A 22,005-nucleotide genomic window follows, 5' to 3' on the forward strand; every position below is an offset into this window, starting at 1 on the left:
ACCACGCGGTGGGCACCGGGGCGGCCTCGTGTCCGGGTGCTCGGCGACCCCGGCGGCGCGCTGACCTGAGGCAGACTGTGTCCATGGGACATCTCCACGACGACGTCATCCGCACCGTCTCCGACCGGGACGTGCGGTTCATCCGGCTGTGGTTCAGCGACATCGCGGGCACTCTGAAGTCCATCGCGATCTCCCCCTCGGACCTCGAGGAGGCCTTCACCGAGGGCATCGGCATCGACGGCTCCACGATCGAGGGGCTCACCCGCAGCTTCGAGTCCGACATGCTGCTGCGGCCGGATCCCGCCACCTTCGAGCTGCTGGCCTGGCGCGGGGAGACCAATGCGACCGGCCGCATGATGTGCGACGTGCTGTCGCCGGACGGCGAGCCCGCGGCCGCGGATCCCCGACGCGTGCTGCGCGAGGCGCTGGGCCGTGCGGAGGAGAAGGGGCTGGAGTTCTACACCCATCCCGAGATCGAGTTCTACCTCTTCGAGAAGCCCTATCGACAGGGCGAGCCGCTGGTGCCGATCGACAACGCCGGGTACTTCGACCATGTCCATCGCGGGCAGGGCCAGGACTTCCGGCGCGCCGCGATCCAGCACCTCGAGGCCATGAACATCCAGGTCGAGTTCTCCCACCACGAGAACGGACCGGGGCAGAACGAGATCGACCTGCGCTACGCCGACGCCCTCACCACCGCGGACAACATCCTCACCCTCCGCACGGTGGTCAAGGAGGTCGCGCTGTCGATGGGGCAGGTCGCGAGCTTCATGCCGAAGCCGATGATCGACCAGCCGGGGTCGGGGATGCACACCCACCTCTCGCTCTTCCAGGGCGGCAAGAACGCCTTCCACGCCCCGGGCGCCGAGTACGGGCTCTCGAAGCTGGGGAGGCAGTTCATCGCCGGCCTGCTGCGCCACGCGCCCGAGTACAGCGCCGTGACCAATCAGTGGGTCAACTCCTACAAGCGGATCTGGGGCGCCCAGGAGGCCCCGAGCTACATCTGCTGGGGGCACAACAACCGCTCGGCCCTGGTCCGGGTCCCCTTCCACAAGCCCACCAAGGGCACCAGCTCGCGCGTCGAGTTCCGCGGTCTGGACTCCTCGGCGAACCCCTATCTCGCGTTCTCGGTGCTGCTGGCGGCCGGGATGGCCGGGATCGAGGGGGAGTACGAGCTGCCGGAGGGGTCGGAGGACGCGGTCTGGGACCTCACCGAGCGCGAGCGCCTCGCGATGGGCATCGAGCCGCTTCCCACCGACCTCTTCCGCGCGCTCGAGACCTTCGAGGGCTCGGAGCTGATGGCGAGCACCCTCGGCGAGCAGGTCTTCGAGTTCTTCCTGCGGGACAAGCGGCAGGAGTGGCAGCGCTATCGCGAGCAGGTGACCGATCACGAGCTGCGCTCCACCTTCAGCCGGGTCTGAGGGAGGCTGACGTGAGCACCGAACCGTCCACCTCCACCGGAGCCCTCGCGCGACTGGGCTTCAGCAGCACCGACAGGGTGCGGCGCTTCCTGTCCGAACCTGCCCTGGCCGGGCTCGGTGACGGCGCCGCCGCGGCGCTCGGCGGCACCGCCGACGGCGACGACGCCGTGCTGGGGCTTCTGCGCCTGGCGGAAGCCGCTCAGGAGGCGGGTCAGAGCGCCCTGATGAAGGAGTTCCTCCAGGGGATCGGCGCTCAGGGCACCGCCGGCCGACGACTGATCACGCTGCTGGGCACCTCGGTCGCCCTCGGCGACTTCCTCACCCGCCACCCGGAGCTGCTCTCCCTGCTGCGCGAGGGCGACGACGACCTCGCCCTCTCGGCGGCAGAGGTGCGGCGGGACCTGCTGAAGGCCGTCGGCGCCGATCCCGAGGCCGAGGTGCCCGTGGCCTCCGAGGGCGGCCGCGAGGTGCGGGATGCCCTGCGCGTCGCGTACCACGGGCGGCTGACGCAGATCGCCGCGGCCGATGTGTGCGCCGCGGACCCGACGGATCTCCAGCCCCGGGTCTCCCGCGCCATCAGCGACCTGGCCGATGCGGCGCTCGAGGCCGCCTCCGCGATCGCCCGGGCCTCTGTGGACGGCCATGAGTCGGTGCGCTGGGCGGTCATCGCCCTCGGCAAGACCGGTGCCCGGGAGCTCAACTACATCTCCGACGTCGACGTCATGCACGTCGTCGCTCCGGCCGAGCATCTCGTGGAGGAGGACGGCGAGGTCAGCTCGGAGGTCGAGGAGGAGGTGCTCACCGTCGGCGCCGCCCTCGCCCGGGAGCTCGCACGCGCCTGCTCCGAGCGCACAGGGGAGGGGTCGCTGTGGCAGGTCGATGCGAACCTGCGGCCCGAGGGCAAGGACGGCCCGCTCGTGCGCACGCTGGCCTCCTACCGCCGCTACTACACCGAGTGGGCGAAGTCCTGGGAGTTCCAGGCCCTGCTCAAGGCGCGGGCCGCGGCCGGTGACCGCGAGCTCGGCCCGGGCTTCGAGAGCATGGTCGAGCCGTGGGTGTGGCAGGCCTCCACCCGTGACGGCTTCGTCGAGGAGGCCCGGGCGATGCGCCGCCGCGTGGTCGCCCACATCCCTCGGGCGGAGGTGGAGCGCAACCTCAAGCTCGGCCCGGGCGGGCTGCGGGACGTCGAGTTCACCGTGCAGCTGCTGCAGATGGTCCACGGCCGTGCGGACGAGGGCCTGCAGGGCCGCTCCACCCTGGACTCCCTCGCGCGCCTCGGCGAGGGCGGGTACATCTCGCGCGATCACGTGGCCGAGATGGACGTGGCATACCGCTTCCTGCGCTGCGTCGAGCATCGTCTGCAGCTGCACCGCCTCCGCCGCACCCAGGTGCTGCCCACCGCGGCCTCCGATCTGCGCCGCCTGGCACGCAGCATGCGTCTCACGCCGGACGAGTTCGCGCGCCGCTACCAGGGCACCCGCCGCCGGGTGCGCCAGCTGCACGAGGAGATCTTCTACCGCCCGCTGCTGCTGACCCATTCCCAGCTCAGCGACGGCCAGATCCGCCTGAGCACGGAGGATGCCGCCGCCCGCCTGGCCGCGATCGGCTACCGCGATCCGTCCCGTGCGCTCGGCCACATCACCGCCCTCACCGAGGGCATCTCCCGGCGCGCCAAGATCCAGCGCCAGCTGCTGCCGGCCATGCTGGAATGGTTCGCGGACGGCGTCGATCCCGACCTCGGACTGCTCGCCTTCCGGCGGCTCTCGGACACCATCGGCTCGGCCCACTGGTACCTGGGCCTGTTGCGCGACTCGGGTCTCGCGGCCAAGCGCCTCACCCGAGTGCTCGCCTCCGGCCGTTACGTGGGCGAGCAGCTCGAGCAGATCCCCGAGGGAGTGCGCTGGCTCGCGCGCGACTCCCAGCTGCGCCCCCTCGAACGCGCCGAGCTGGGACGCGAGTTCCTCGCCGTGATCTCGCGGGTGGACGAGGTCGACGTGGCCCGCGATGTGCTGCGCCGCACCCGCAGCCGGGAGCTCCTGCGGATCGCCCTCGCCCATCTCACGGGCGTCGCGAACCCGGCCGAGGTGGCCCGCGCGCTCACCGACCTGGCCGAGGCCGTGCTCGAGGCGGGGCTGCTGGTGGCCTTCCACGTCGTGGCCCGCGAGCGCAAGGTGGTGGGGGAGGGCGCCGAGACCCTCGACAGCGAGCCCGAGGTGGACGTGGAGACGGCGCTGCGGCTGCGGGAGAAGCGCTCGGATCCGGCCCGCGCGCTCGGCATCGAGATGGCGATCATCGCGATGGGCAGCTTCGGCGCCCGTGAGATGGGCTACGCCTCCGACGCCGACGTCCAGTTCGTGGTCGTCGACCACGGCGCCGGGGTGGACTCGGTCGAGATCGCCGGAGCGGTCGCCGCCCAGGTCCAGAAGATCCTCAACGCCCCCACCGCACGGGCCGACATGCGGGTCAGCGCGGATCTGCGCCCCGAGGGCAAGGTCGGTCCGCTCGCACGCAGCCTCGACTCCTGGACCGACTACTACCGACGGGACGCGGAGACCTGGGAGAAGCAGGCCCTCCTGCGAGCCCGCACGGTGGTCGCCTCCGAGGCGCTCTCCGAGACCCTGCGCGCCGAGATGGATCGCCATCGTTATCCCGCCGGCGGTCTCTCGACCGCGGCGCGACGGGAGATCACGCGGATGAAGGCCCGGGTCGAGTCCGAGCGCCTGCCCCGCAACGCGGATCCCTCCCGTCACGTCAAGCTCGGTCGCGGAGGCATGACCGACGTGGAGTGGACCGCCCAGATCCTCGCCCTCGAGAACGGTCACGAGATCGAGGATCTCCGCACGCCGCGCACCCTGGAGCAGCTCGAGGCGGCCGGGCAGGCCGAGCTGCTGCCGGCCCGGGAGGTCCAGGAGCTCGTCGAGGCCTGGACGCTGGCCTGGCAGGTGCGACGCGGACTGTTCCTGTGGAAGGGCAGGGAGGGCGATGTGCTGCCCACCGACCGCTACGACCTGCGGGCGCTGGCCCTGCTCATCGACGGCGACGATGGGTCCGCCTCGGACCTCGAGGAGCGATATCTGCGCGTGACCCGTCGGGCGCGGAGCATCGCCGAGGAGGTCATCTTCGGACCTGCCGACTGAGACGTCCCGGTGCCCGCACCGCGGTGCCCGCCGCCCGTCGGCCGATGTGATCCGCAGGGACGTCCCGGCGCGTCCCGTCGGGTGCCGCCCCGTGAGCCCGCGGTGCGGCGTACCGTGTTCGTCGATCGTCCCGACGCCGACCCGGCGTCGCCAGCCACCGTGAGGACCCATGACCACGCCCTCCCTCAGCGCCGACACACCGCGCGGCCGCATGTACCGTCTCGAGCCGGACGGCCCGCTGATGTATCCCTCGATCACCACCGTGTCCGGGATGCGCGCCAAGGACTTCCTGCAGGGCTGGTACGCCACCATGGCCTCCAAGAGGGCCCTGGAGATGTACTCGTGGCTGGACCGCAACCCGCAGCGCGCCGCCGCCGAGATCTCCCGCGTGACCCGGGACCGCTGGGGCACGCAGAAGCGCATCGCGGCCGCCGCCCCGGAGTACACCCGCTCCGCCGCGGACTTCGGCACCCTGGTGCATGCGGCGTGTGAGGACTGGGGGACCAGCGGCACCCGCCCCGACGCCGAGGCGATCGGCGCGATCGTCGAGCAGATGCGCGCCGAGCAGGGAGCCTTCGCCGAGGAGAAGGACCCCGCGGCGCTCCTGGCGCGCGCGGCGGTGCGCCTGGATGGCTACGCCCGCTTCCTGGACGACTACCAGCCCGAGTTCCTCGAGGTCGAGCAGACGGTCGTGAACCACACCGTCGGCTATGCCGGCACCACCGACGCGATCGTGAAGATCGGCAACACGGTGCTCAGCGCCGACATCAAGACCTCGAAGAAGGTCCGCGGCGACTACGCGCTGCAGGGCGTGGCCGTGTGCCGGGCCGAGCTGCTGCTGGACAACGACGGCACCACCCGCGAGATGCCGGACCTGACCGGGGCGTTCATCATCCACCTGCCCGAGGCGGGCGGCTACCAGGCGGTGCCGCTGCGCACGGGTGATGCCGAGTTCGAGGTGTTCCGCTCGCTGCGGGCCAGCTGGTCCTTCGAGCCCGACGAGTGCGCGCTCGAGCCCGCCGCCGGGCCCAAGGACCTGCTGCTGTCGCTTCTGAAGGCCAAGGGCGGGATGGACGCCCTGGGCTGAGCCGGGTGCGGGGCGCTCCGTCCGGGACGACGGCGGCGACCTGGGCTGGCGGCGGCGACCTGGGCTGGCGGCGGCGACGCTGCGGGAGGAGACTTCGCACCACCACACTGGGCCCCGCGCCGGCACGGCTGCGGGCCGACGAGAGGCGGACCCGATGGCGAAGTACCTGATCTCCTTCCCCAGCAGCGCGATGACCCTGACCGACGCGGACCTCCAGACGGCCTCCGAGGAGTCCCACGCCGTGGTGCGTGAGGCGAAGGCCGCCGGGGTGTGGGTGTTCGGCGGCGGGATCGACGAGAGCATCCCGCCGGTGATGGTGGACGGCGCCGGGACCGTCCTGGAGAGCACCTATGCCCAGACGCGCCGCATCGAGGGCGGCTACTCGGTGCTCGACGTCGCCACGCGCGAGGAGGCGCTGGAGTGGGCCCGACGGTTCGCCGTCGCCTGCCGCTGTGCGCAGGAGGTGCGCGTGTTCATGGAGGACCCGGAGAGCTGACCCGTCGGCCCCGGGACGACGACCGACGGGGACGGCCCCCGACCTGCGGGTGCAGGTCGGGGGCCGTCGTCGACTCGAGCGCTGGTGGCTCAGATGTCGTAGTACAGCTCGAACTCGTGGGGGTGCGGGCGGAAGCGGAACGGATCGATCTCCGTGGTGCGCTTGAGCTCGATCCAGGTCGAGATCAGGTCCTCGGGGAACACGTCGCCCTCGGTGAGGTAGTCGTGGTCGGCCTCGAGGGCGTCCAGAGCGGCTCCGAGCGAGTCGGGCAGCTGCTTGATCTGCTTGTGCTCCTCGGGGGGCAGCTCGTAGAGATCCTTGTCGATCGGCTCGGGCGGCTCGATGCGGTTGCGGATGCCGTCGATGCCGGCCATGAGCTGCGCGGCGAAGGCCAGGTACGGGTTCGCCGAGGGATCGGGTGCGCGGAACTCGATGCGCTTGGCCTTGGGCGAGGAGCCGGTGACCGGGATGCGGATCGCGGCGGAGCGGTTGCGCGCCGAGTAGACCATGTTCACCGGGGCTTCGAAGCCGGGCACGAGGCGCTTGAACGAGTTCACCGTGGGGTTGGTGAACGCGGTCAGCGAGGGGGAGTGCTCGATGATGCCGCCGATGTACCAGCGGGCGATGTCCGAGAGGCCGCCGTAGCCGCGCTCGTCGAAGAACAGCGGCTCGCCGTCCTTCCACAGCGACTGGTGGGTGTGCATGCCCGAGCCGTTATCCCCGAAGAGGGGCTTGGGCATGAAGGTCGCGGTCTTGCCCGCGTCCCACACGGTGTTCTTCACGACGTACTTGAACTTCATGACGTCGTCCGCTGCCTGCTGCAGCGTGTTGAAGCGGTAGTTGATCTCCTGCTGGCCGGCGGTGCCCACCTCGTGGTGAGCGCGCTCGATCTGCAGGCCCGTGTCCTCGAGGACGGAGCAGATCTCGTCGCGGAGGTCAGCCATCTGATCGTTCGGCGGGACGGGGAAGTAGCCGCCCTTGAGACGGGTCTTGTAGCCCTGGTTGCCACCGAACTCGGACTCGTCGCGGTCGGTGTTCCACACGGCCTCGTCGGAGTCGATGCTGTAGAAGCCGGAGTTGACGGTCGTCTTGAAGCGCACGTCGTCGAAGATGTAGAACTCGGCCTCGGCGGCGAACAGCGCGGTGTCCGCGATGCCGGTGCTCTTGAGGTACTCCTCCGCCTTGGACGCCACGGTGCGCGGGTCCCGGGAGTAGGGCTCGTCCGTGAACGGATCCACGATCGAGAAGTTCATGATGAGCGTCTTGCGCTCACGGAACGGGTCCAGGTAGGCGGTCTCCAGATCCGGGACCAGCTTCATGTCCGACTCGTGGATCGCCTGGAACCCGCGGATCGAGGAGCCGTCGAAGAGCTGCCCGGTCGCGATGGCCTCTTCGTCGAAGGTGCCCGCGGGAATGTTGAAGTGCTGCATGACGCCGGGAAGATCGCAGAACCGGATGTCGATGAACTCGACGTCCTCTTCCTCGATGTACTTGACGACCTCGCTGGGACTGTTGAACACGTCTCCTCCATCCGCGCCCTGCGGCGCGTGTAGTGCTGTCTGACCCCGAGGGGCGATCACCTGGCGAGCTCCGTCGACCTGATTCAGGCCCGAACTCGGGTGGGTCCAGCTTAGGCGCTGTGTCGCGCGGCACCCCCAGGAACAGGCAGACGTCCAGGCGCGGGAACTAAGGTTCAGGACGTGATCGATCGCAAGGACCTCGGCTCCTGGATGGAGGGCGCCCCCGCCGCCGAGGGATACGTCAAGGGCTCCTCTCTCGGCCTGCCTCCGGAGGGACCGGGCTCCGTCGCGCCGTTCTGGCGCCGACCCCTCGCGCTGGTCGTCGACTGGGGGCTGTGCCTGGCCATCTCCGCCCTCGTGCTCTCCGGGGACGCACTGGCCAACCTGGTGCTGTTCGCCGTGGTGAACGTGCTGTTCCTGAGCCTTTTCGGGGCGACCCCGGGGCAGTACGTGCTGAGGACGAGGGTGCTGCCGGTCTCCGGTCGCTCGCCGATGGTGCTGCGCGCTGCGGTGCGCACCGTCCTGATGCTCCTGCTGCTGCCGGCCGTGGTCTGGAACCGCGACGCGCAGCCGCTGCACGACGTCGTCGCCGGCACCGCCGTCGTCCGAGCCTGACCCGCTCCCGCGCGGCCCCTCGAGGCCCTCTGCAGGCCCCTCGCGGCGGCACGTCCATGCCACCGGACTTCTCTGATGAACGCCTCTGACCTGCAGTTCCGCATAATGTCACGAAACGGTAACGTAGATAACGGAATGGTAACGACGATGGGCGGCGGCGGCTCCTGCCCACGATGAACGAGGCCCCCTGCCGCCGGAGCGGAAGGGGGCCTCGTGCAGGATCAGGGCCGGATCAGCGGCCGCGCATCGCCTTGCGATTGGGGCGGGCGCGCATCGGGTCGACGCCCTTGGGCACCGACTGCCGCAGCGACCGGCGCAGGGCGCTCAGACGCTTGGTGACCTGAGCGGACTCGTCCTTGGTCAGCTGCTTCTTCATCCGCTGCATGTAGGTGGGGAGCTTGTGCAGCGGGACCTCGCCGTCACCGTCGCCGACCACGATCTGGTGGACCGGGACGTTGTCGTGCTGGAGCACGCGGCGGATGCTGCGGCGCTCCTTCTCCAGGAGCTTCATGGAGACCGCCGAGGAGTCCTCAGCCACCACCGCGATGCCCGCCCGGCCCGAGGCGCGGAAGAGCATCTTCTGGCTGCGGGGATCGATCTGCACCGGCTCCTCGTCGACGTTCCAGCCGCGGCGGATCGACTGCATCGCGGCGAGCGCCGCGCCGGGCTGACCCTTGATGCGGCCGAACGCCGCGCGCTCGGCCTTGCGAGCCAGGATCATCATCGCGATCAGCACACCGATCGCGAGACCCATGAAGACGCCGTACCAGGGGCTGCTGAAGATCAGCAGCGTGAGCAGGACGGCGACGATCACGGAGCCGACCACAGCCGCCAGCATGAGCGGCAGCGTGCTGCTGTCGACCTCCTGGGTGTACTTGTACACCTCGATGATCTGCTTGATGCGGCCAGGCTTCTTGGTGCCGTCGGCGTTCTTCTTCGTGCCCTTCTCGGGCGTGGTCTCGGACTTGCGAGCCATGTGCGGTGGGTCCTCTCGGGGCCGGGCGGGCGTCAGCTCGCGACGGCCTGCTGGGTGCGGGCGACGACGCTCGCAGCTTCCTGACGGGCGGGCTGGTTCGAATCGAGGTGGAGGAGGTTCTCCGGGATCTCCCGGTCGAGCTTCCGCATCGCCTGCGCCCAGAGCTTCCCGGCGCGGTAGGAGGAGCGGACCATCGGACCGGCCATGACCGCGAGGAAGCCCATCTCCTCGGCGGCGCGGGACAGGGCGACGAACTGCTGGGGCTTGACCCAGCGGTCGATCGGGTGATGGAGCTTGGAGGGGCGCATGTACTGCGTGATCGTGATGATGTCGCAGCCGGCGTCGTGCAGGCGCTCGAGCGAATCCAGGATCTCGTCGTCGGTCTCGCCCATGCCCAGGATGAGGTTCGACTTCGTGATCATGCCGGCGGCCTTGCCCATCGAGATCACCTCCAGCGAGCGCTCGTAGCGGAACGCCGGGCGGATCTGCTTGAAGATCCGCGGCACCGTCTCGAGGTTGTGCGCGAACACCTCGGGCTTCGCCTCGAACACCTGCTGGAGGTGGTGGCCGTTGCCCTTGATGTCGTCGATCAGCAGCTCGACCCCGGTGCCGGGGTTCATCGCATGGATCTGCTCGCAGGTGCGGGCGAAGAGCCCGGCCGCGCCGTCCTCGAGATCGTCACGGGCCACGCCCGTGATGGTCGAGTAGCGCAGGCCCATCTCCTTGACGGACTGAGCCACCTTGAAGGGCTCCATCGGGTCCACGGCCATCGGCTTGCCGGTCGCGATGTTGCAGAAGTCGCAGCGCCGGGTGCAGGTGTCCCCACCGATGAGGAAGGTCGCCTCGCGATCCTCCCAGCACTCGAAGATGTTGGGGCAGCCTGCTTCCTCGCAGACCGTGTGCAGGCCCTGGCCGTGCACGCGCTTCTTCATCGCGGTGTATTCGGGACCCATCACGGCGCGGGTCTTGATCCATTCGGGCTTGCGCTCGATCGGGACCTCGGCATTGCGAGCCTCGACGCGCAGCATGCGCCGGCCTTCGGGGGCGAGTGTCACCCTGATGCCTCCTCATCTCGACGTTCCATGGAGTCTATCGACCCAGCCCGGTCGACGGTCGCCTCAGACCGGTCGGGCCGAGGTGCGGTGCGCCACGAGCTCGGTCATCGCCTCGGCGGCGAGGTCGACCACGTCGGCGACCGCGATGCGGCGCCCGGCCTCCTGGCTGAGGCTCGTCACCCCGGCGTCGTCGATGCCGCAGGGGATGACGTTGTGGGCCCAGGACAGGTCGTTCGCGCAGTTCAGGGCGAAGCCGTGCATCGTGGCGCGCTTGGAGACGCGCATCCCGATGGCGCACACCTTGCGCGCCTCCTCGCCCTCCGGGGTCACCCAGACCCCGCTGCGTCCCTCGACGGTCACGGTGGGGACGCCGACGGCATCGCAGACGCCCATGATCGTGCGCTCGAGATCCCTCACGAAGCCGACGACGTCGATCGGGATCGGCAGCTTCACCAGCGGATAGCCGACCAGCTGCTGCGGTCCGTGCCAGGTGATCTTGCCGCCGCGGTCGATGTCGATGACCTCGGCGCCGTCGCGCGGGCGCTCGTGATCGCGCGTGAGCTTCCCGGCCGTGTAGACGCTCCGGTGCTCCAGCAGCAGCAGCGTGTCGGGGCGGTCCCCGGCCACGACCTCGGCATGGAGCTCACGCTGCAGCGCCCAGGCGGCGCGATAGTCGACGGGCCCAGGGGGCAGGCCGAACTCCTCGTGCCGGTCTCCTCCGGGCACGGGTTCGCTGAATCCGAGGCGTATCACGTCGAGCACCGCCCCAGGCTACTCCGCTCTCACCAGGTCGTTGTGGATGACCGCGGGGGTGGGATGCACCGATGGGGTTCACTGCTGCCATGGACGAGGTCGATGACGCGAAGTTCTCCGGGCAGCCGCTGCCCTCGAGCGCTCGGGCGCGCCGCGTGCGCAGGTCCGCGCCGGGCCCCGCCACGGCTCAGGAGCCGACGCGCGAGGGCGACCGCGAGGAGGTGCGCTACGACTCCGCCGACGGTCCCCGCGCGGTGCGCCTGCGCGGACTCACCGACGAGGCGCGGGCAGAGGTCCAGGCGGAGGCGCAGCTCCTGGCGTCGCTCGAGGTCGCGGGGATCACCGCCGCTCCTGCGGTCCTCGAGCTCGAGGAGGAGGGATACCAGCGCGAATCGGTGCCCCTGCTGAAGGTCGGCAGCGGGCGCCGCGCCGCAGGAGTCGACGCGCCGCCGACGGGGGAGCGGCACGCCCTGGCTCGTGCACGGGAGGCGCTCGATGCGCTCGTGGACGCGCTGCACGAACGAGGGTGGGTGCTCGGGGCGAGATCCGGGCAGGGACTCGGAATCCGCCCGGACGGATCCGTCCTGGTGCTCGATCTGCAGGGGCTGCGACGGGGTGACGACGTCACGGCCCGCCAGGACGACCGTGCATGGGTGGACTCCGTCCTCCGGGATCAGGACCGAACGCTGCGTCGGCGCGTGCACCGGACCGAGTCCGGGGTCGAGGACCCGTCCTGGACCCTGGGAGACCTCCCTGCGGCTGGTTCCGCCGAGCGCGCGGAGCAGGCACCCGATCCCGGCCCCGGCGTCCGTCCCCGGCCTCGCCGGGCTCCGGCCACGTCGCCATTGCGGTCCGTGGCCTCTGCGTCGCGACGCTCCGCCGACGGGGGAGCGACGGACCGGACCAGAGCCCGGGGCCGCACCTCCTCTGGCCGGCGCGGCGCGGCGCGACGGGTGGCGCTCCCTATCCGAGAGGTTCTGCATCAGCCTCGTCTGCGCCGTATCGCCCTGCTCAGCGGTGCGTTCGTGCTGCTGTGCGGGAGCGTGGCGGGTCTCGGAGCCTGGTGGGGTCAGGACCGATCGGAACCCGGCCCTGTGGTGGGATCGCCGACAGCCGGCTCGACCATGGAGCCCGCTCCTCTGCCGGCGCCGCAGATCGAGGATCCGCAGATGCTGGTGGCGGAGCTCGCCGGAGCACGGCACGCGTACGTCACCGGTCTGTCCGACGAACCGTCCTCGGCCCCGGGGAGCATCGCACTCGAGGAGGACCGGCGCCTTCGTGACGCCTATGAGGGGACCACGGTGAGCGGAAGCGGACCGGTCGTGCACTCGGCGGAGGTCATCGAACAGGCGGAGGACGGCGAGACTGCGGTGGTGCACGCGGAGACCTCGATGGAGGAGGTCCAGGTGATGCGCTCCGGAGGGGAGGCCACGACCGTGCCGGGCACCGAGGCGGCGGCGGTCGAGCTCGTGCTGCGCTGGGACGGCAGGCGGTGGCTCATCCTCAGCGCGGAGCCGCCGGACGTCGGTGGCCGGGGGGACACCACGGAGGAGGACGTCACCGGCTGAGCTCCTCGACCGCGCGCCCGGTGACTCGGCGCAGAGGAGCATCGCGGGGAGCCCCCGCTGACGGAGAAGGGCCCCGACACCGGTGCAGGTGTCGGGGCCCTTCTCCGTGCATCGCCGCCAGCGCGACGGGCGCGGACCTCGGTCAGGAGGTCACTGGCTCACAGGCCCAGCTCGCCCTCGAAGGCGCCCTCCTCGAGTCGCTTCTTCATGAAGGTGAGGAAGCGGGCGGCGTCGCCGCCGTCGACCATGCGGTGGTCGTAGGAGAGGAACAGGTACATCATCGAACGGATGGCGATGGTGTCATCGCCCTCGGCGTTCTGGATGACGACCGGACGCTTCGTGATCGTGCCGGTGCCGAGGATGCCGACCTGCGGAGCAGGCACGATGGGGGTGTCCCACAGGGCGCCGCCGGAGCCGGTGTTGGTGATGGTGAAGGTCGCACCGGCCAGATCGTCGGGGACGAGCTTGTTGGACTTCGCGCGGCCGCCCAGGTCGCCGATCTGACGGGCGAGGCCCGCCAGGTTCAGGTCGCCGGCGTTCTTGATCACGGGGACCACCAGACCGCGCTCGGTGTCCGCGGCCATGCCGATGTTCTCGGAGCCGTGGTAGACGATCTTGTCGCCGTCGATGGTCGAGTTCAGCTGCGGGTAGGTCTTCAGACCCTCCACCGCGGCCTGCATCAGGAACGGCAGGAAGGTGAGCTTCGCGCCCTCACGAGCGGCGAAGTCGTCCTTGGTCCGGGCGCGCAGCTTGGCGATGCGGGTCAGATCGACCTCGACCGCCGTGGTCAGCTGCGCCATTCCCTGCAGGGACTCCATCATCCGCTGGCCGATGACCTTGCGGATGCGCGGCATCTTCTCCTCGGTGCCGCGCTTCGAGGAGACCTCGACCTTCGGTGCGGCCGGAGCCGCGGCCGGGGAAGCGGCGGCGGCCGGGGCGGCCGCCGCGGACTTCTGCGCCTCGATGGCCTGCTGCACGTCCTGCTTGCGGATCCGACCGCCCAGGCCGGAGCCCTTCACGGAGGACAGGTCCACACCCGCATCGGCGGCCATCTTGCGGACCAGCGGGGTGACGTAGCCGGAGGACTCCGCACCGGAGACGGAGTCGGCCGCCTTCGGAGCAGGTGCTGCCGGTGCCGCGGGGGCCTCGGCCGACTCGGCCTTCTCCGCCTTCGCAGCCTCCGGAGCGGGCTCCGCGGCCGGGGCCTCCTCGACCTTCGGCTCCTCCTTCGCCGGAGCCTCCTCGGCCTTCGGCGCCGGAGCGGCGGGCTCCTCGGACGGAGCCGCAGCGGCATCGCCGGAGCCGACGACGGCAAGCACTGCGCCGACCTCGGCGTCCTCGTCCTCCTGGACCTTGATCTCGAGCAGGGTGCCCGCGACGGGGGAGGGGATCTCGGTGTCGACCTTGTCGGTCGAGACCTCGAGCAACGGCTCGTCGACCTCGACGGTGTCGCCGACGGCCTTGAGCCAGCGGGTGACGGTGCCCTCGGTGACGGACTCGCCGAGCGCCGGCATGGTGACGTCCTCACCGGAGGCGGCGCCGCCGGAGGTGCCGGAATCGGCATCGCCGGAGGCCGCTGCGGGCTTCTCGGACTCGCCGGCCGGGGCCTCTTCGTCGGTGGACGGTGCGACGGTCTCGTCGGAGGCGAGATCCTCGCTCTCGGAGGGAGCCTCCTCGGACGCGGCGGTGGCCTTTTCCTCGGCCTCGGCGCCGGAGCCATCCGACCCGGCAGCGTCGGAGCCGGAACCATCGCCGATGACGACGAGATCGGCGCCGACCTCGGCGTCCTCGTCCTCCTCGACCAGGATCTTCTCGATGGTCCCCGCGACCGGGGAGGGGATCTCGGTGTCGACCTTGTCGGTCGAGACCTCGAGCAGCGGCTCGTCGACCTCGACGGTGTCGCCGACGGCCTTGAGCCAGCGGGTGACGGTGCCCTCGGTGACGGACTCACCGAGCGCCGGCATCTTCACGGTTTCAGACATGGGGGTTCTCTCCTCCTGGGAAGGCGGGCTCAGGCGTGGGCGTGCAGCGGCTTGCCGGCGAGGGCCAGGGCGGCCTCGCCCATCGCCTCGTGCTGCGAGGGGTGGCCGTGGATGAGGGAGGCGACGTCCTCGGGGTAGGCCTCCCAGTTGACGATGAGCAGCGCCTCGCCCATCAGCTCCGAGGTGCGCGAACCGATCATGTGGACGCCGATGATCGGGCCGTTCTTCTCGCGGACCAGCTTGATGAAGCCGGTGGTGCCGAGGATCTGGGACTTGCCGTTGCCGCCGAGGTTGTACTCGTAGGCCTCGACCGCGTCCGCGCCGAGCTGCTCCTTGGCCTGCTTCTCGGTGAGGCCGACGGAGCCGAGCTCGGGCTCGCAGTAGGTGATGCGCTCGATGCCGGACTCGACGATCGGCGCCGGGTTCAGGCCGCCGATGCGCTCGGCGACGTAGATGCCCTGGGCGAAGCCGCGGTGTGCGAGCTGCAGGCCGGGGACGATGTCGCCGACGGCGAAGACGCCGGGGACGTTGGTCTCGAGGGTCTCCTTGTTCGCGAGCACGAAGCCGCGATCCATCTCGATGCCCTGCTCCTCGTAGCCCATGCCGGAGGTGTTCGGGCCACGGCCGACGGCCACCAGCAGGTAGTCGCCCTCGAAGACCTTGCCGTCCACGAGGGTGACCTTCACGCCGGTCTCGGTCTGCTCGGCCTTCTCGGTGAAGACGCCCAGGGAGAAGGTGATGCCGCGCTTCTTGTAGGCGCGCTCGAGCGCCTTGGACAGCGCCTCGTCCTCGTTGGCGACCAGGTGGGGGAGGCCCTCGACGATGGTCACGGACTCGGCGCCCAGCGACTTCCAGATCGAGGCGAACTCGACGCCGATGACGCCGCCGCCCAGGATGATCGGGTTCTTCGGGATCTCGTGCAGCTGGAGGGCGGCCTCGGAGTCCAGGAAGCGGCCGCCCAGATCGATGCCGGGGAGGGTCTTCGAATAGGAGCCGGAGGCGAGGATGATGTTCTTGCCCGTGAGGGTGCGGGTGCCGGACTCGGTCTCCACCGTGACGGTGTTGGGACCGGAGAGCGTGCCGAAGCCCTCGACGTAGTCGATCTTGCGCGACTTCACCAGGCCCTGCAGGCCCTTGTAGAGCCGCCCGATGATCTTGTCCTTGAAGCCCAGCACCTTCGTGGCGTCGATGCCGTTGAGGGTGAGGTCCACGCCGGCCTCGGCGGCCTCGGACGGGGCGTCGGCGAGCTCGCCGACGTGCAGCAGCGCCTTCGTCGGGACGCAGCCGCGGTGCAGGCAGGTGCCTCCGAGCTTGTCCTTCTCCACGAGCGCGATCTTCTGGCCGAGCTGGGCTCCGCGCAGCGCGGCCGCATAGCCGCCGCTGCCACCGCCCAGGATCACGACGTCGAACTGGTCAGTGCTTGTCTCCGCCACCTGTGTGCTCCTCGGTGTCTTCGTTGTCTGCGCGACCCGCTCGGACCCGGATGGCCGACGGCGCCGCCTGCGTACCCATGCTAGGGCACCAGGCGGCGCCGGGAAGACCGCTCCGCCTGTTCAGTGGGCGGTGAACGCGGCGAGCATCACGCCGCGGGGCCGCCGGCGAGGTCCTCGAGGACCTGCAGGACGGTGCGGACGCTCATCCCGGTCGCGCCCTTGCCCATGTAGCCCAGCGGTGCGGAGGCGAATCCGGGGCCCGCGATGTCCAGGTGCGCCCACGGGGTGTCGCCCACGAACTCCGCGAGGAAGATCCCCGCCGAGAGCGCGCCGCCCGGCCGCTCGCCGATGTTGCGCAGATCCGCCACGCGGCCCGTGAGATCCGCGCGCAGCTCGGCGGGGAAGGGCAGCGGCCAGAACGGCTCGCCGGCCGTGGCGGAGGCCGCCATGACGAGCTCGCGGGCGTCCTCGGTGCCCATCACGCCGGCGGTGCGCTTGCCGAGCGCGACCACGGCGGCACCGGTGAGGGTGGCCACATCCATGACCAGATCGGGCTCGTCGGCGACGGCATCGACCAGGGCATCGGCCATGACCATGCGCCCCTCGGCGTCGGTGTTGAGGACCTCGACGGTCTTCCCGTTGCGCATCGTGACCACGTCGCCGGGGCGCTGGGCGCCGCCGCCGGGCATGTTCTCCGCCAGGGCCAGGTAGGTGGTGACCTTCACGTCCAGGCCCAGCGTGGCGGCGCCGACCGTGGCGCCGAGGACCGTCGCGGCACCGGTCATGTCCGAGGTCATGTCGTCCATGCCGGCCGCCGGCTTCAGCGAGATGCCGCCGGTGTCGAAGGTGATGCCCTTGCCGACGAGCGCGACGGAGCGCTTCGCGCCGGCGGGGGCGTACTCGAGGCGGACCAGTCGGGGCGGGCGGGTCGAGCCCTGACCGACGCCGACGATGCCGCCGTAGCCGCCCTCGGCGAGCTGCTTCTCGTCGAGCACGGTGACGGAGATGGGCAGGTCCGCCACGAGCTCCTGGGCGCGCTCCGCGAAGGAGACGGGGTGGAGCAGGTTCGGCGGGGTGTTGACCAGGTCGCGGACCAGGTCGACCACCTCGGAGAGCATCGCGGCGCGGGTCACCGCGGCCTCGGCGACCTCCTCGCCCTTCTCGACGACCAGGCTGACCGAGCCCAGGGCCGCCCGGGGTGCGGAGGGGCCGGTGCCGGACTTGTGGGCGACGAAGGCGTAGGCGCCGAGCGCCGCACCCTCGAGGGCGGCGGCGCGCTGGTCGGCGGTGGCCGTCGGCAGGGCGATGGCGGCGGTGGCGATGCCGCTGAGCGATCGGGTCGCCGCGCCGAAGGCGAGGCGGAGGTCCTCGGCGGAGACCTCGGCGAGATCCTCGTCACCGACACCGACCAGGAGGAGCGAGGTCGCAGAGGCGAGCGAGAAGGACGGGATCCGGTGCAGGTCGCCGCGGGAGGCCGAGGGGGCGAGACCGGCGATGGCCTCGGAGATCTCGGGGAATCCGGGGACGGTGGAGGGGGCGTCGCCGGAGCCGGCGAGGAGGGGGAGGACGAGCACGTCGACCTCGACGGCGCGCGCGGATGCTTCGGTGATGGTGATGGTGGGCATGGCTCTATCGTAGGGGCGGGCCGGACACGGTGTCCCCGCCCCGGAGGAGGATCGAGGACCCATGTCGGTGCTGAGCATCGTGGTGGCCGTGCTGTGCGGCGTGACCGCTCTGCTGGGTCTGTACTACGCGCTGCGTGAGCTCAACGCGGACCTCGTGCTGCTGGGCGCGAGCGCCCTCCTCGCCGTGGCCTGGTTCGTGCTCGGGAGCGCTCTGGCCCTGCGCGATCTCGCCGGCGGTGATCCGCCGGACCGGATCACCCTCTACGGATATCTGCTCACCGCCCTCGTGCTGGTGGTGGGCGGCGGCTGGATGGGCCTGTTCGAGCGCAGCCGCTGGGGCAGCCTGGTCGCCGGACTCGGAGCGCTGGTCAGCGCCGTGCTCCTGATGAGACTCCATCAGATTTGGCCAGGAGGCTTCGCATGAGCGCATCGCGCCCCCGATCCGACCGATCCTCCTCGAGCCGTGGCTTCGAGATCGTGCTGATCGCCGTGTACGGGATCTTCGCGATCTCGGCGACGGCCCGCAGCCTGGTCCAGATGCTGCGGGACTTCTCCTTCGCCCCGGTGGCCTACGGGCTGTCGTTCCTGGCGGCCGTCACCTACATCGCCGTGACCGTCGCACTGGTGCGGTGGGGGCGGCGCTCGACGATCGCCCGGGTGCTGTGCATGATCGAGCTGGCCGGCGTGCTGATCGTCGGCACGCTGACCCTGCTGGATCCCGCCCTGTTCCCCGATGCGACGGTGTGGGGCCACTTCGGCCAGGACTACGGCTTCGTCCCGCTGCTGCTGCCCGTGGTCGCGCTGCTCTACATGCTTCGCGGCAGGGCACAGGGCGTCCAGCCGGGACGCACGGCCTGAGGCGAGCCCCGCCGACCGCGTACCGTAGTGCCCGTGACCCCTGACGTGACCTCCGACGACATTCCGCGCCGCGGCCCGTACGGCCTCCTCTTCCGGCACGTTCTCAGCCGCCTGGATCCCGAGCGGGCGCACCGGCTGACGGTGCGGGCGCTGCAGGTCGCTCACTCCGTGCCCTGCGGCCCGACGCTGCTGCGCACCGCCTTCGGCATCCCCGACCCGATGCGCGATGGTCGCCCCGCCCGGACCGTGCTCGGCGTCGAGCACCGCAGCCCGCTGGGCCTGGCCGCAGGGTTCGACAAGGACGGCGAGGTGCCTCTCGCGCTGCTGGACCTCGGCTTCGGCCACGTCGAGGTGGGCACGGTGACGGCGAAGGCCCAGCCGGGCAATCCGCGGCCGCGCTCCTTCCGGCTGGTCGCCGATCGCTCGCTGATCAACCGCATGGGCTTCAACAACCACGGGGCCCAGGCCCTCGCCAAGCGGCTCGCCCGAGCTCGCCGCACCGAGCGGGGCCAGCGCGCGGTGATCGGGGTCAACATCGGCAAGTCCAAGGTCACCGCTCTCGAGGACGCCGCAGAGGACTACCGCTTCTCGGCCCGGCTGCTCGCCCCCTACGCGGACTACCTCGCCATCAACGTCTCCAGCCCCAACACCCCCGGCCTCCGGGATCTGCAGAGCGTGGAGATGCTGCGCCCGATCCTCGAGGCCGTGGTGCAGGAGGCGGAGCGCACCCGTACCCGCCTGCGCCGCGAGGTGCCGGTGCTGGTGAAGATCGCCCCCGACCTGCACGACGAGGACGTCGAGGCGGTGGCGCGCCTGGCCGCCGAGGTGGGTCTGGCCGGTGTGATCGCGACGAACACCACCATCGCGCGTCCCGAGTCGCTGCGGACCGACCGGGCCCGCATCGAGCGGATCGGCGCGGGCGGGCTCTCCGGGCCCGTGCTCGACGTCCGCTCGCGGGAGGTGCTGCACCTGCTGCGCGCCGTCCTCCCCGAGGACGCCGTGATCATCAGCTGCGGCGGAGTGAGCTCCGCCGAGGACGTGCAGGAACGTCTCGAGGCCGGGGCGGACCTGGTCCAGGGATACACCGCGATGATCTACGAGGGCCCGTCCTGGCCCGGCACGATCGCGCGGGAGCTGCTCGCGGACTGACCGCGGTCCGACGTCGGGCCGGTTCCGGACCGGATCCGGACCTCCCGCCGCACCCGGCCGGACCTCGACGGCGCGACCCGTCACCGTTCCGGCCTACCCTGGAGGGATGGACGAGGACCTCTTCTCCCTCAGCGGGGACGCGCCGGCACCGCGCACCCTCTCGGATCGCAACCGGGATCACCGCGCCCCGCTCGCGGTGCGGATGCGGCCGCGCTCCCTCGACGAGGTCGTGGGCCAGCACGCCGCCCTGGAGCAGGGCAGCCCGCTGCGCCGACTGGTCTCCTCCGACGACACCCGCACCGCCCCCGCCTCGGTGATCCTGTGGGGGCCTCCCGGCACCGGGAAGACCACTCTCGCCTACGTCGTCGCGCAGTCCGGCGACCGTGAGTTCGTCGAGGTCTCGGCCGTGCTGGCGGGGGTCAAGGACATCCGCGAGGTCGTCGACCAGGCCCGTTCGCGGCTGCGGACCGTCGGCCGCGAGACCGTCCTCTTCGTCGACGAGGTGCACCGCTTCTCGAAGTCCCAGCAGGACGCCCTGCTGCCGAGCGTCGAGAACCGCTGGGTCACGCTGATCGCCGCCACCACGGAGAACCCCTACTTCTCGGTGATCTCCCCGCTGCTGTCGCGATCGATCGTGCTGACCCTCGAGTCGCTGGAGCGGGAGGACCTCGACCACCTCGTGGATCGGGCGCTGAAGGACGAGCGCGGCCTCGCCGGGTCCGTCACCCTCACCGACGACGCACGGGAGGCGCTGCTGCGGCTCGGCGGCGGGGACGCGCGCAAGATCCTCACCTCGCTCGAGGCCGCCGCCGCGGCGGCGCTGATGAAGGAGTCCGCGGAGATCGACGCGGCCACGCTCTCCCAGGCCGTCAACCGCGCCGCGGTGCGCTACGACCGCGCCGGTGATCAGCACTATGACGTCACCAGCGCCTTCATCAAGTCGATGCGTGGCAGCGATGTCGACGCCGCCCTGCACTACCTGGCCCGGATGATCGAGGCGGGGGAGGACCCGCGCTTCATCGCGCGGCGGGTGGTGATCGCGGCCGGCGAGGAGGTCGGCATGGCCGACCCCTCCGCGCTCCAGGTCGCGGTCGCGGCGATGCAGGCCGTGCAGATGCTCGGCATGCCGGAGGGTCGCATCCCGCTCGCGCAGGCCGTGGTGCACATCGCCACCGCCCCGAAGTCCAACGCCTCCTACACGGCGCTGGACGCGGCGATCGCCGACGTCCGGGCGGGGCGGGGCCAGGGCGTGCCCGCCCATCTCCGCGATGCTCACTACTCGGGGGCGAAGAAGCTCGGCCACGGCACCGAGTACCTCTACGCGCACGATGCGCCGCACGGCGTGGTCGCCCAGCAGTACGCGCCCGATGATCTGGTGGGCGTGGACTACTACCGGCCCACCGGGCACGGCCATGAGGAGCGCACGGGCAGACGGGTCGAGGCGCTGCGGCGGATCCTGCGGCCGGGCCGCGGCGCAGGGGGCACGGGCGACGGCGGTGCCGGGCGCTGAGGCGCCCGCATCGACCTCCCGCGTGAGCGACCCCACAGGAGGTTCCGTGTGACCAGCGCCGTCGGTCGTGGACCGCGCGGGTCGGCTGCGGTAAAGTGAGCGGCTGAATCCGCGGCTGCAAGACTGGATTCACCACACGCGAACAAGAGGTATACCTCGTGACCAACGTCACCCGTGCGCGCCGCCAGGCGCGTCTCTCCCGAGCCCTCGGGCTCCCGCTGACCCCGAAGTCCGTCAAGTACTTCGAGAAGCGCCCCTACCCCCCGGGCGAGCACGGCCGCGCCCGTCGCCGCACCGAGTCCGACTACGCCGTGCGTCTCAAGGAGAAGCAGCGTCTTCGTGCCCAGTACGGCCTGCGCGAGAAGCAGATGCACCGCGCCTACCTGGACGCCAAGAAGGAGCCGGGTCTGACCGGTGAGAGCATGGTCGAGCTGCTGGAGATGCGCCTGGATGCGCTCGTCCTCCGCTCCGGCTTCGCCCGCACCACCCTGCAGGCTCGTCAGGCCGTCGTGCACCGTCACGTCCTGGTCGACGGCAAGCTGGTGGACCGTCCCTCCTTCCGCGTGAAGCCGGGTCAGACCATCCAGATCAAGCCCAAGTCGCAGGCGATGGAGCCCTTCCAGATCGCCGCCGAGGGTGGCAACTCGGACGTCCTCGCGGCCGTCCCCTCGTACCTCTCGGTCGAGCTCTCCGAGCTGAAGGCCCAGCTCGTCGCTCGCCCGAAGCGCGCTGAGGTCCCCGTGACCGTCGACGTCCAGATGGTCGTCGAGTACTACGCGCGCTGACCTCGTAGAAACGCGGCGCTGAAGGCCCCGGCGGG

At 71.0% G+C, this 22,005-nt stretch carries 18 protein-coding genes; 11 read left to right on the forward strand and 7 right to left on the reverse strand.

Features of this window, described 5'->3' with window-relative positions; all coding sequences use genetic code 11:
• Positions 1-83: 83 nt before the first annotated feature.
• From CFK41_RS08475 to CFK41_RS08490, 4 genes are all read left to right on the forward strand, one after another.
• Positions 84-1,421 carry a glutamine synthetase family protein gene (locus CFK41_RS08475; protein WP_096799260.1) on the forward strand — a complete coding sequence of 446 codons (1,338 nt, stop codon included), beginning with the start codon at positions 84-86 and terminating at the stop codon, positions 1,419-1,421.
• Positions 1,422-1,432: 11 nt separating this feature from the next.
• On the forward strand, positions 1,433-4,558 hold the full coding sequence (locus tag CFK41_RS08480; RefSeq protein WP_096799261.1) for a bifunctional [glutamine synthetase] adenylyltransferase/[glutamine synthetase]-adenylyl-L-tyrosine phosphorylase: 3,126 nt from the start codon (positions 1,433-1,435) through the stop codon (positions 4,556-4,558).
• 169 nt (positions 4,559-4,727) lie between these two features.
• On the forward strand, positions 4,728-5,645 hold the full coding sequence (locus CFK41_RS08485) for a PD-(D/E)XK nuclease family protein (RefSeq protein WP_096799262.1): 918 nt from the start codon (positions 4,728-4,730) through the stop codon (positions 5,643-5,645).
• 154 nt (positions 5,646-5,799) lie between these two features.
• Entirely contained in the window at positions 5,800-6,141 is a 342-nt protein-coding gene (locus tag CFK41_RS08490; protein ID WP_096799263.1) for a YciI family protein, read from the forward strand.
• An 89-nt stretch (positions 6,142-6,230) separates the two neighbouring features.
• Here the strand turns inward: CFK41_RS08490 and glnA are convergent, their stop codons facing one another.
• Complete coding sequence (glnA, locus tag CFK41_RS08495) at positions 6,231-7,661, reverse strand: type I glutamate--ammonia ligase (protein ID WP_096799264.1); 1,431 nt, start codon at positions 7,659-7,661, stop codon at positions 6,231-6,233.
• Positions 7,662-7,841: 180 nt separating this feature from the next.
• Here glnA and CFK41_RS08500 point away from each other — a divergent pair, with 180 nt between their 5' ends.
• Positions 7,842-8,276 carry an RDD family protein gene (locus tag CFK41_RS08500; RefSeq protein WP_096799265.1) on the forward strand — a complete coding sequence of 145 codons (435 nt, stop codon included), beginning with the start codon at positions 7,842-7,844 and terminating at the stop codon, positions 8,274-8,276.
• A gap of 232 nt (positions 8,277-8,508) precedes the next feature.
• On the opposite strand, the gene CFK41_RS08505 is transcribed toward CFK41_RS08500, so the two are convergent.
• From CFK41_RS08505 to lipB, 3 genes are all read right to left on the reverse strand, one after another.
• On the reverse strand, positions 8,509-9,252 hold the full coding sequence (locus CFK41_RS08505) for a DUF4191 domain-containing protein (protein ID WP_096799266.1): 744 nt from the start codon (positions 9,250-9,252) through the stop codon (positions 8,509-8,511).
• Between the two features lie 32 nt (positions 9,253-9,284).
• Positions 9,285-10,307, reverse strand: coding sequence for a lipoyl synthase (lipA, locus tag CFK41_RS08510; RefSeq protein WP_096799267.1), 1,023 nt, complete (start codon positions 10,305-10,307; stop codon positions 9,285-9,287).
• A 63-nt stretch (positions 10,308-10,370) separates the two neighbouring features.
• Positions 10,371-11,069: a lipoyl(octanoyl) transferase LipB gene (gene lipB / locus CFK41_RS08515; protein ID WP_096799268.1), complete on the reverse strand. Its 699-nt coding sequence runs from the start codon at positions 11,067-11,069 to the stop codon at positions 10,371-10,373.
• An 80-nt stretch (positions 11,070-11,149) separates the two neighbouring features.
• Here lipB and CFK41_RS08520 point away from each other — a divergent pair, with 80 nt between their 5' ends.
• The gene (locus tag CFK41_RS08520) at positions 11,150-12,628 is read left to right on the forward strand and encodes a hypothetical protein (RefSeq protein WP_151904714.1); all 1,479 of its coding nucleotides are present in this window, start codon (positions 11,150-11,152) and stop codon (positions 12,626-12,628) included.
• Between the two features lie 158 nt (positions 12,629-12,786).
• Here the strand turns inward: CFK41_RS08520 and sucB are convergent, their stop codons facing one another.
• From sucB to CFK41_RS08535, 3 genes are all read right to left on the reverse strand, one after another.
• On the reverse strand, positions 12,787-14,610 hold the full coding sequence (sucB, locus tag CFK41_RS08525; RefSeq protein ID WP_096799270.1) for a 2-oxoglutarate dehydrogenase, E2 component, dihydrolipoamide succinyltransferase: 1,824 nt from the start codon (positions 14,608-14,610) through the stop codon (positions 12,787-12,789).
• Positions 14,611-14,639: 29 nt separating this feature from the next.
• The gene (lpdA, locus tag CFK41_RS08530; RefSeq protein WP_096799271.1) at positions 14,640-16,043 is read right to left on the reverse strand and encodes a dihydrolipoyl dehydrogenase; all 1,404 of its coding nucleotides are present in this window, start codon (positions 16,041-16,043) and stop codon (positions 14,640-14,642) included.
• Between the two features lie 146 nt (positions 16,044-16,189).
• A complete protein-coding gene (locus tag CFK41_RS08535; protein WP_096799272.1) occupies positions 16,190-17,668 on the reverse strand; it encodes a leucyl aminopeptidase in 1,479 nt (492 codons plus the stop codon).
• A gap of 61 nt (positions 17,669-17,729) precedes the next feature.
• On the opposite strand from CFK41_RS08535, the gene CFK41_RS08540 reads away from it, so the two are divergent.
• From CFK41_RS08540 to rpsD, 5 genes are all read left to right on the forward strand, one after another.
• Positions 17,730-18,092 carry a hypothetical protein gene (locus tag CFK41_RS08540; protein WP_096799273.1) on the forward strand — a complete coding sequence of 121 codons (363 nt, stop codon included), beginning with the start codon at positions 17,730-17,732 and terminating at the stop codon, positions 18,090-18,092.
• On the forward strand, positions 18,089-18,526 hold the full coding sequence (locus tag CFK41_RS08545; protein WP_096799274.1) for a hypothetical protein: 438 nt from the start codon (positions 18,089-18,091) through the stop codon (positions 18,524-18,526). Before CFK41_RS08540 ends, CFK41_RS08545 begins: the two co-directional genes overlap by 4 nt.
• 33 nt (positions 18,527-18,559) lie before the next feature.
• Positions 18,560-19,675, forward strand: coding sequence for a quinone-dependent dihydroorotate dehydrogenase (locus CFK41_RS08550; protein WP_227873266.1), 1,116 nt, complete (start codon positions 18,560-18,562; stop codon positions 19,673-19,675).
• Positions 19,676-19,781: 106 nt separating this feature from the next.
• Positions 19,782-21,185 (forward strand): replication-associated recombination protein A, encoded by a 1,404-nt coding sequence (locus CFK41_RS08555; RefSeq protein WP_096799275.1) that lies wholly within the window; start codon positions 19,782-19,784, stop codon positions 21,183-21,185.
• A 158-nt stretch (positions 21,186-21,343) separates the two neighbouring features.
• Positions 21,344-21,970 (forward strand): 30S ribosomal protein S4, encoded by a 627-nt coding sequence (rpsD, locus tag CFK41_RS08560; protein ID WP_096799276.1) that lies wholly within the window; start codon positions 21,344-21,346, stop codon positions 21,968-21,970.
• Positions 21,971-22,005 lie beyond the last annotated feature (35 nt).

The sequence above is a fragment of the Brachybacterium ginsengisoli genome (genome assembly GCF_002407065.1).
GTDB classification, from domain to species: Bacteria; Actinomycetota; Actinomycetes; order Actinomycetales; family Dermabacteraceae; genus Brachybacterium; species Brachybacterium ginsengisoli.

Coding starts and splice junctions, on each gene's coding strand:
- CFK41_RS08475 (WP_096799260.1), top strand. CDS start 84: ATGGGACATCTCCACGACGACGTCATCCGCACCGTCTCCGACCGGGAC.
- CFK41_RS08485 (WP_096799262.1), top strand. CDS start 4,728: ATGACCACGCCCTCCCTCAGCGCCGACACACCGCGCGGCCGCATGTAC.
- CFK41_RS08490 (WP_096799263.1), top strand. CDS start 5,800: ATGGCGAAGTACCTGATCTCCTTCCCCAGCAGCGCGATGACCCTGACC.
- CFK41_RS08505 (WP_096799266.1), bottom strand. CDS start 9,252: ATGGCTCGCAAGTCCGAGACCACGCCCGAGAAGGGCACGAAGAAGAAC.
- CFK41_RS08520 (WP_151904714.1), top strand. CDS start 11,150: ATGGACGAGGTCGATGACGCGAAGTTCTCCGGGCAGCCGCTGCCCTCG.
- sucB (WP_096799270.1), bottom strand. CDS start 14,610: ATGTCTGAAACCGTGAAGATGCCGGCGCTCGGTGAGTCCGTCACCGAG.
- CFK41_RS08535 (WP_096799272.1), bottom strand. CDS start 17,668: ATGCCCACCATCACCATCACCGAAGCATCCGCGCGCGCCGTCGAGGTC.
- CFK41_RS08540 (WP_096799273.1), top strand. CDS start 17,730: ATGTCGGTGCTGAGCATCGTGGTGGCCGTGCTGTGCGGCGTGACCGCT.
- CFK41_RS08545 (WP_096799274.1), top strand. CDS start 18,089: ATGAGCGCATCGCGCCCCCGATCCGACCGATCCTCCTCGAGCCGTGGC.
- CFK41_RS08555 (WP_096799275.1), top strand. CDS start 19,782: ATGGACGAGGACCTCTTCTCCCTCAGCGGGGACGCGCCGGCACCGCGC.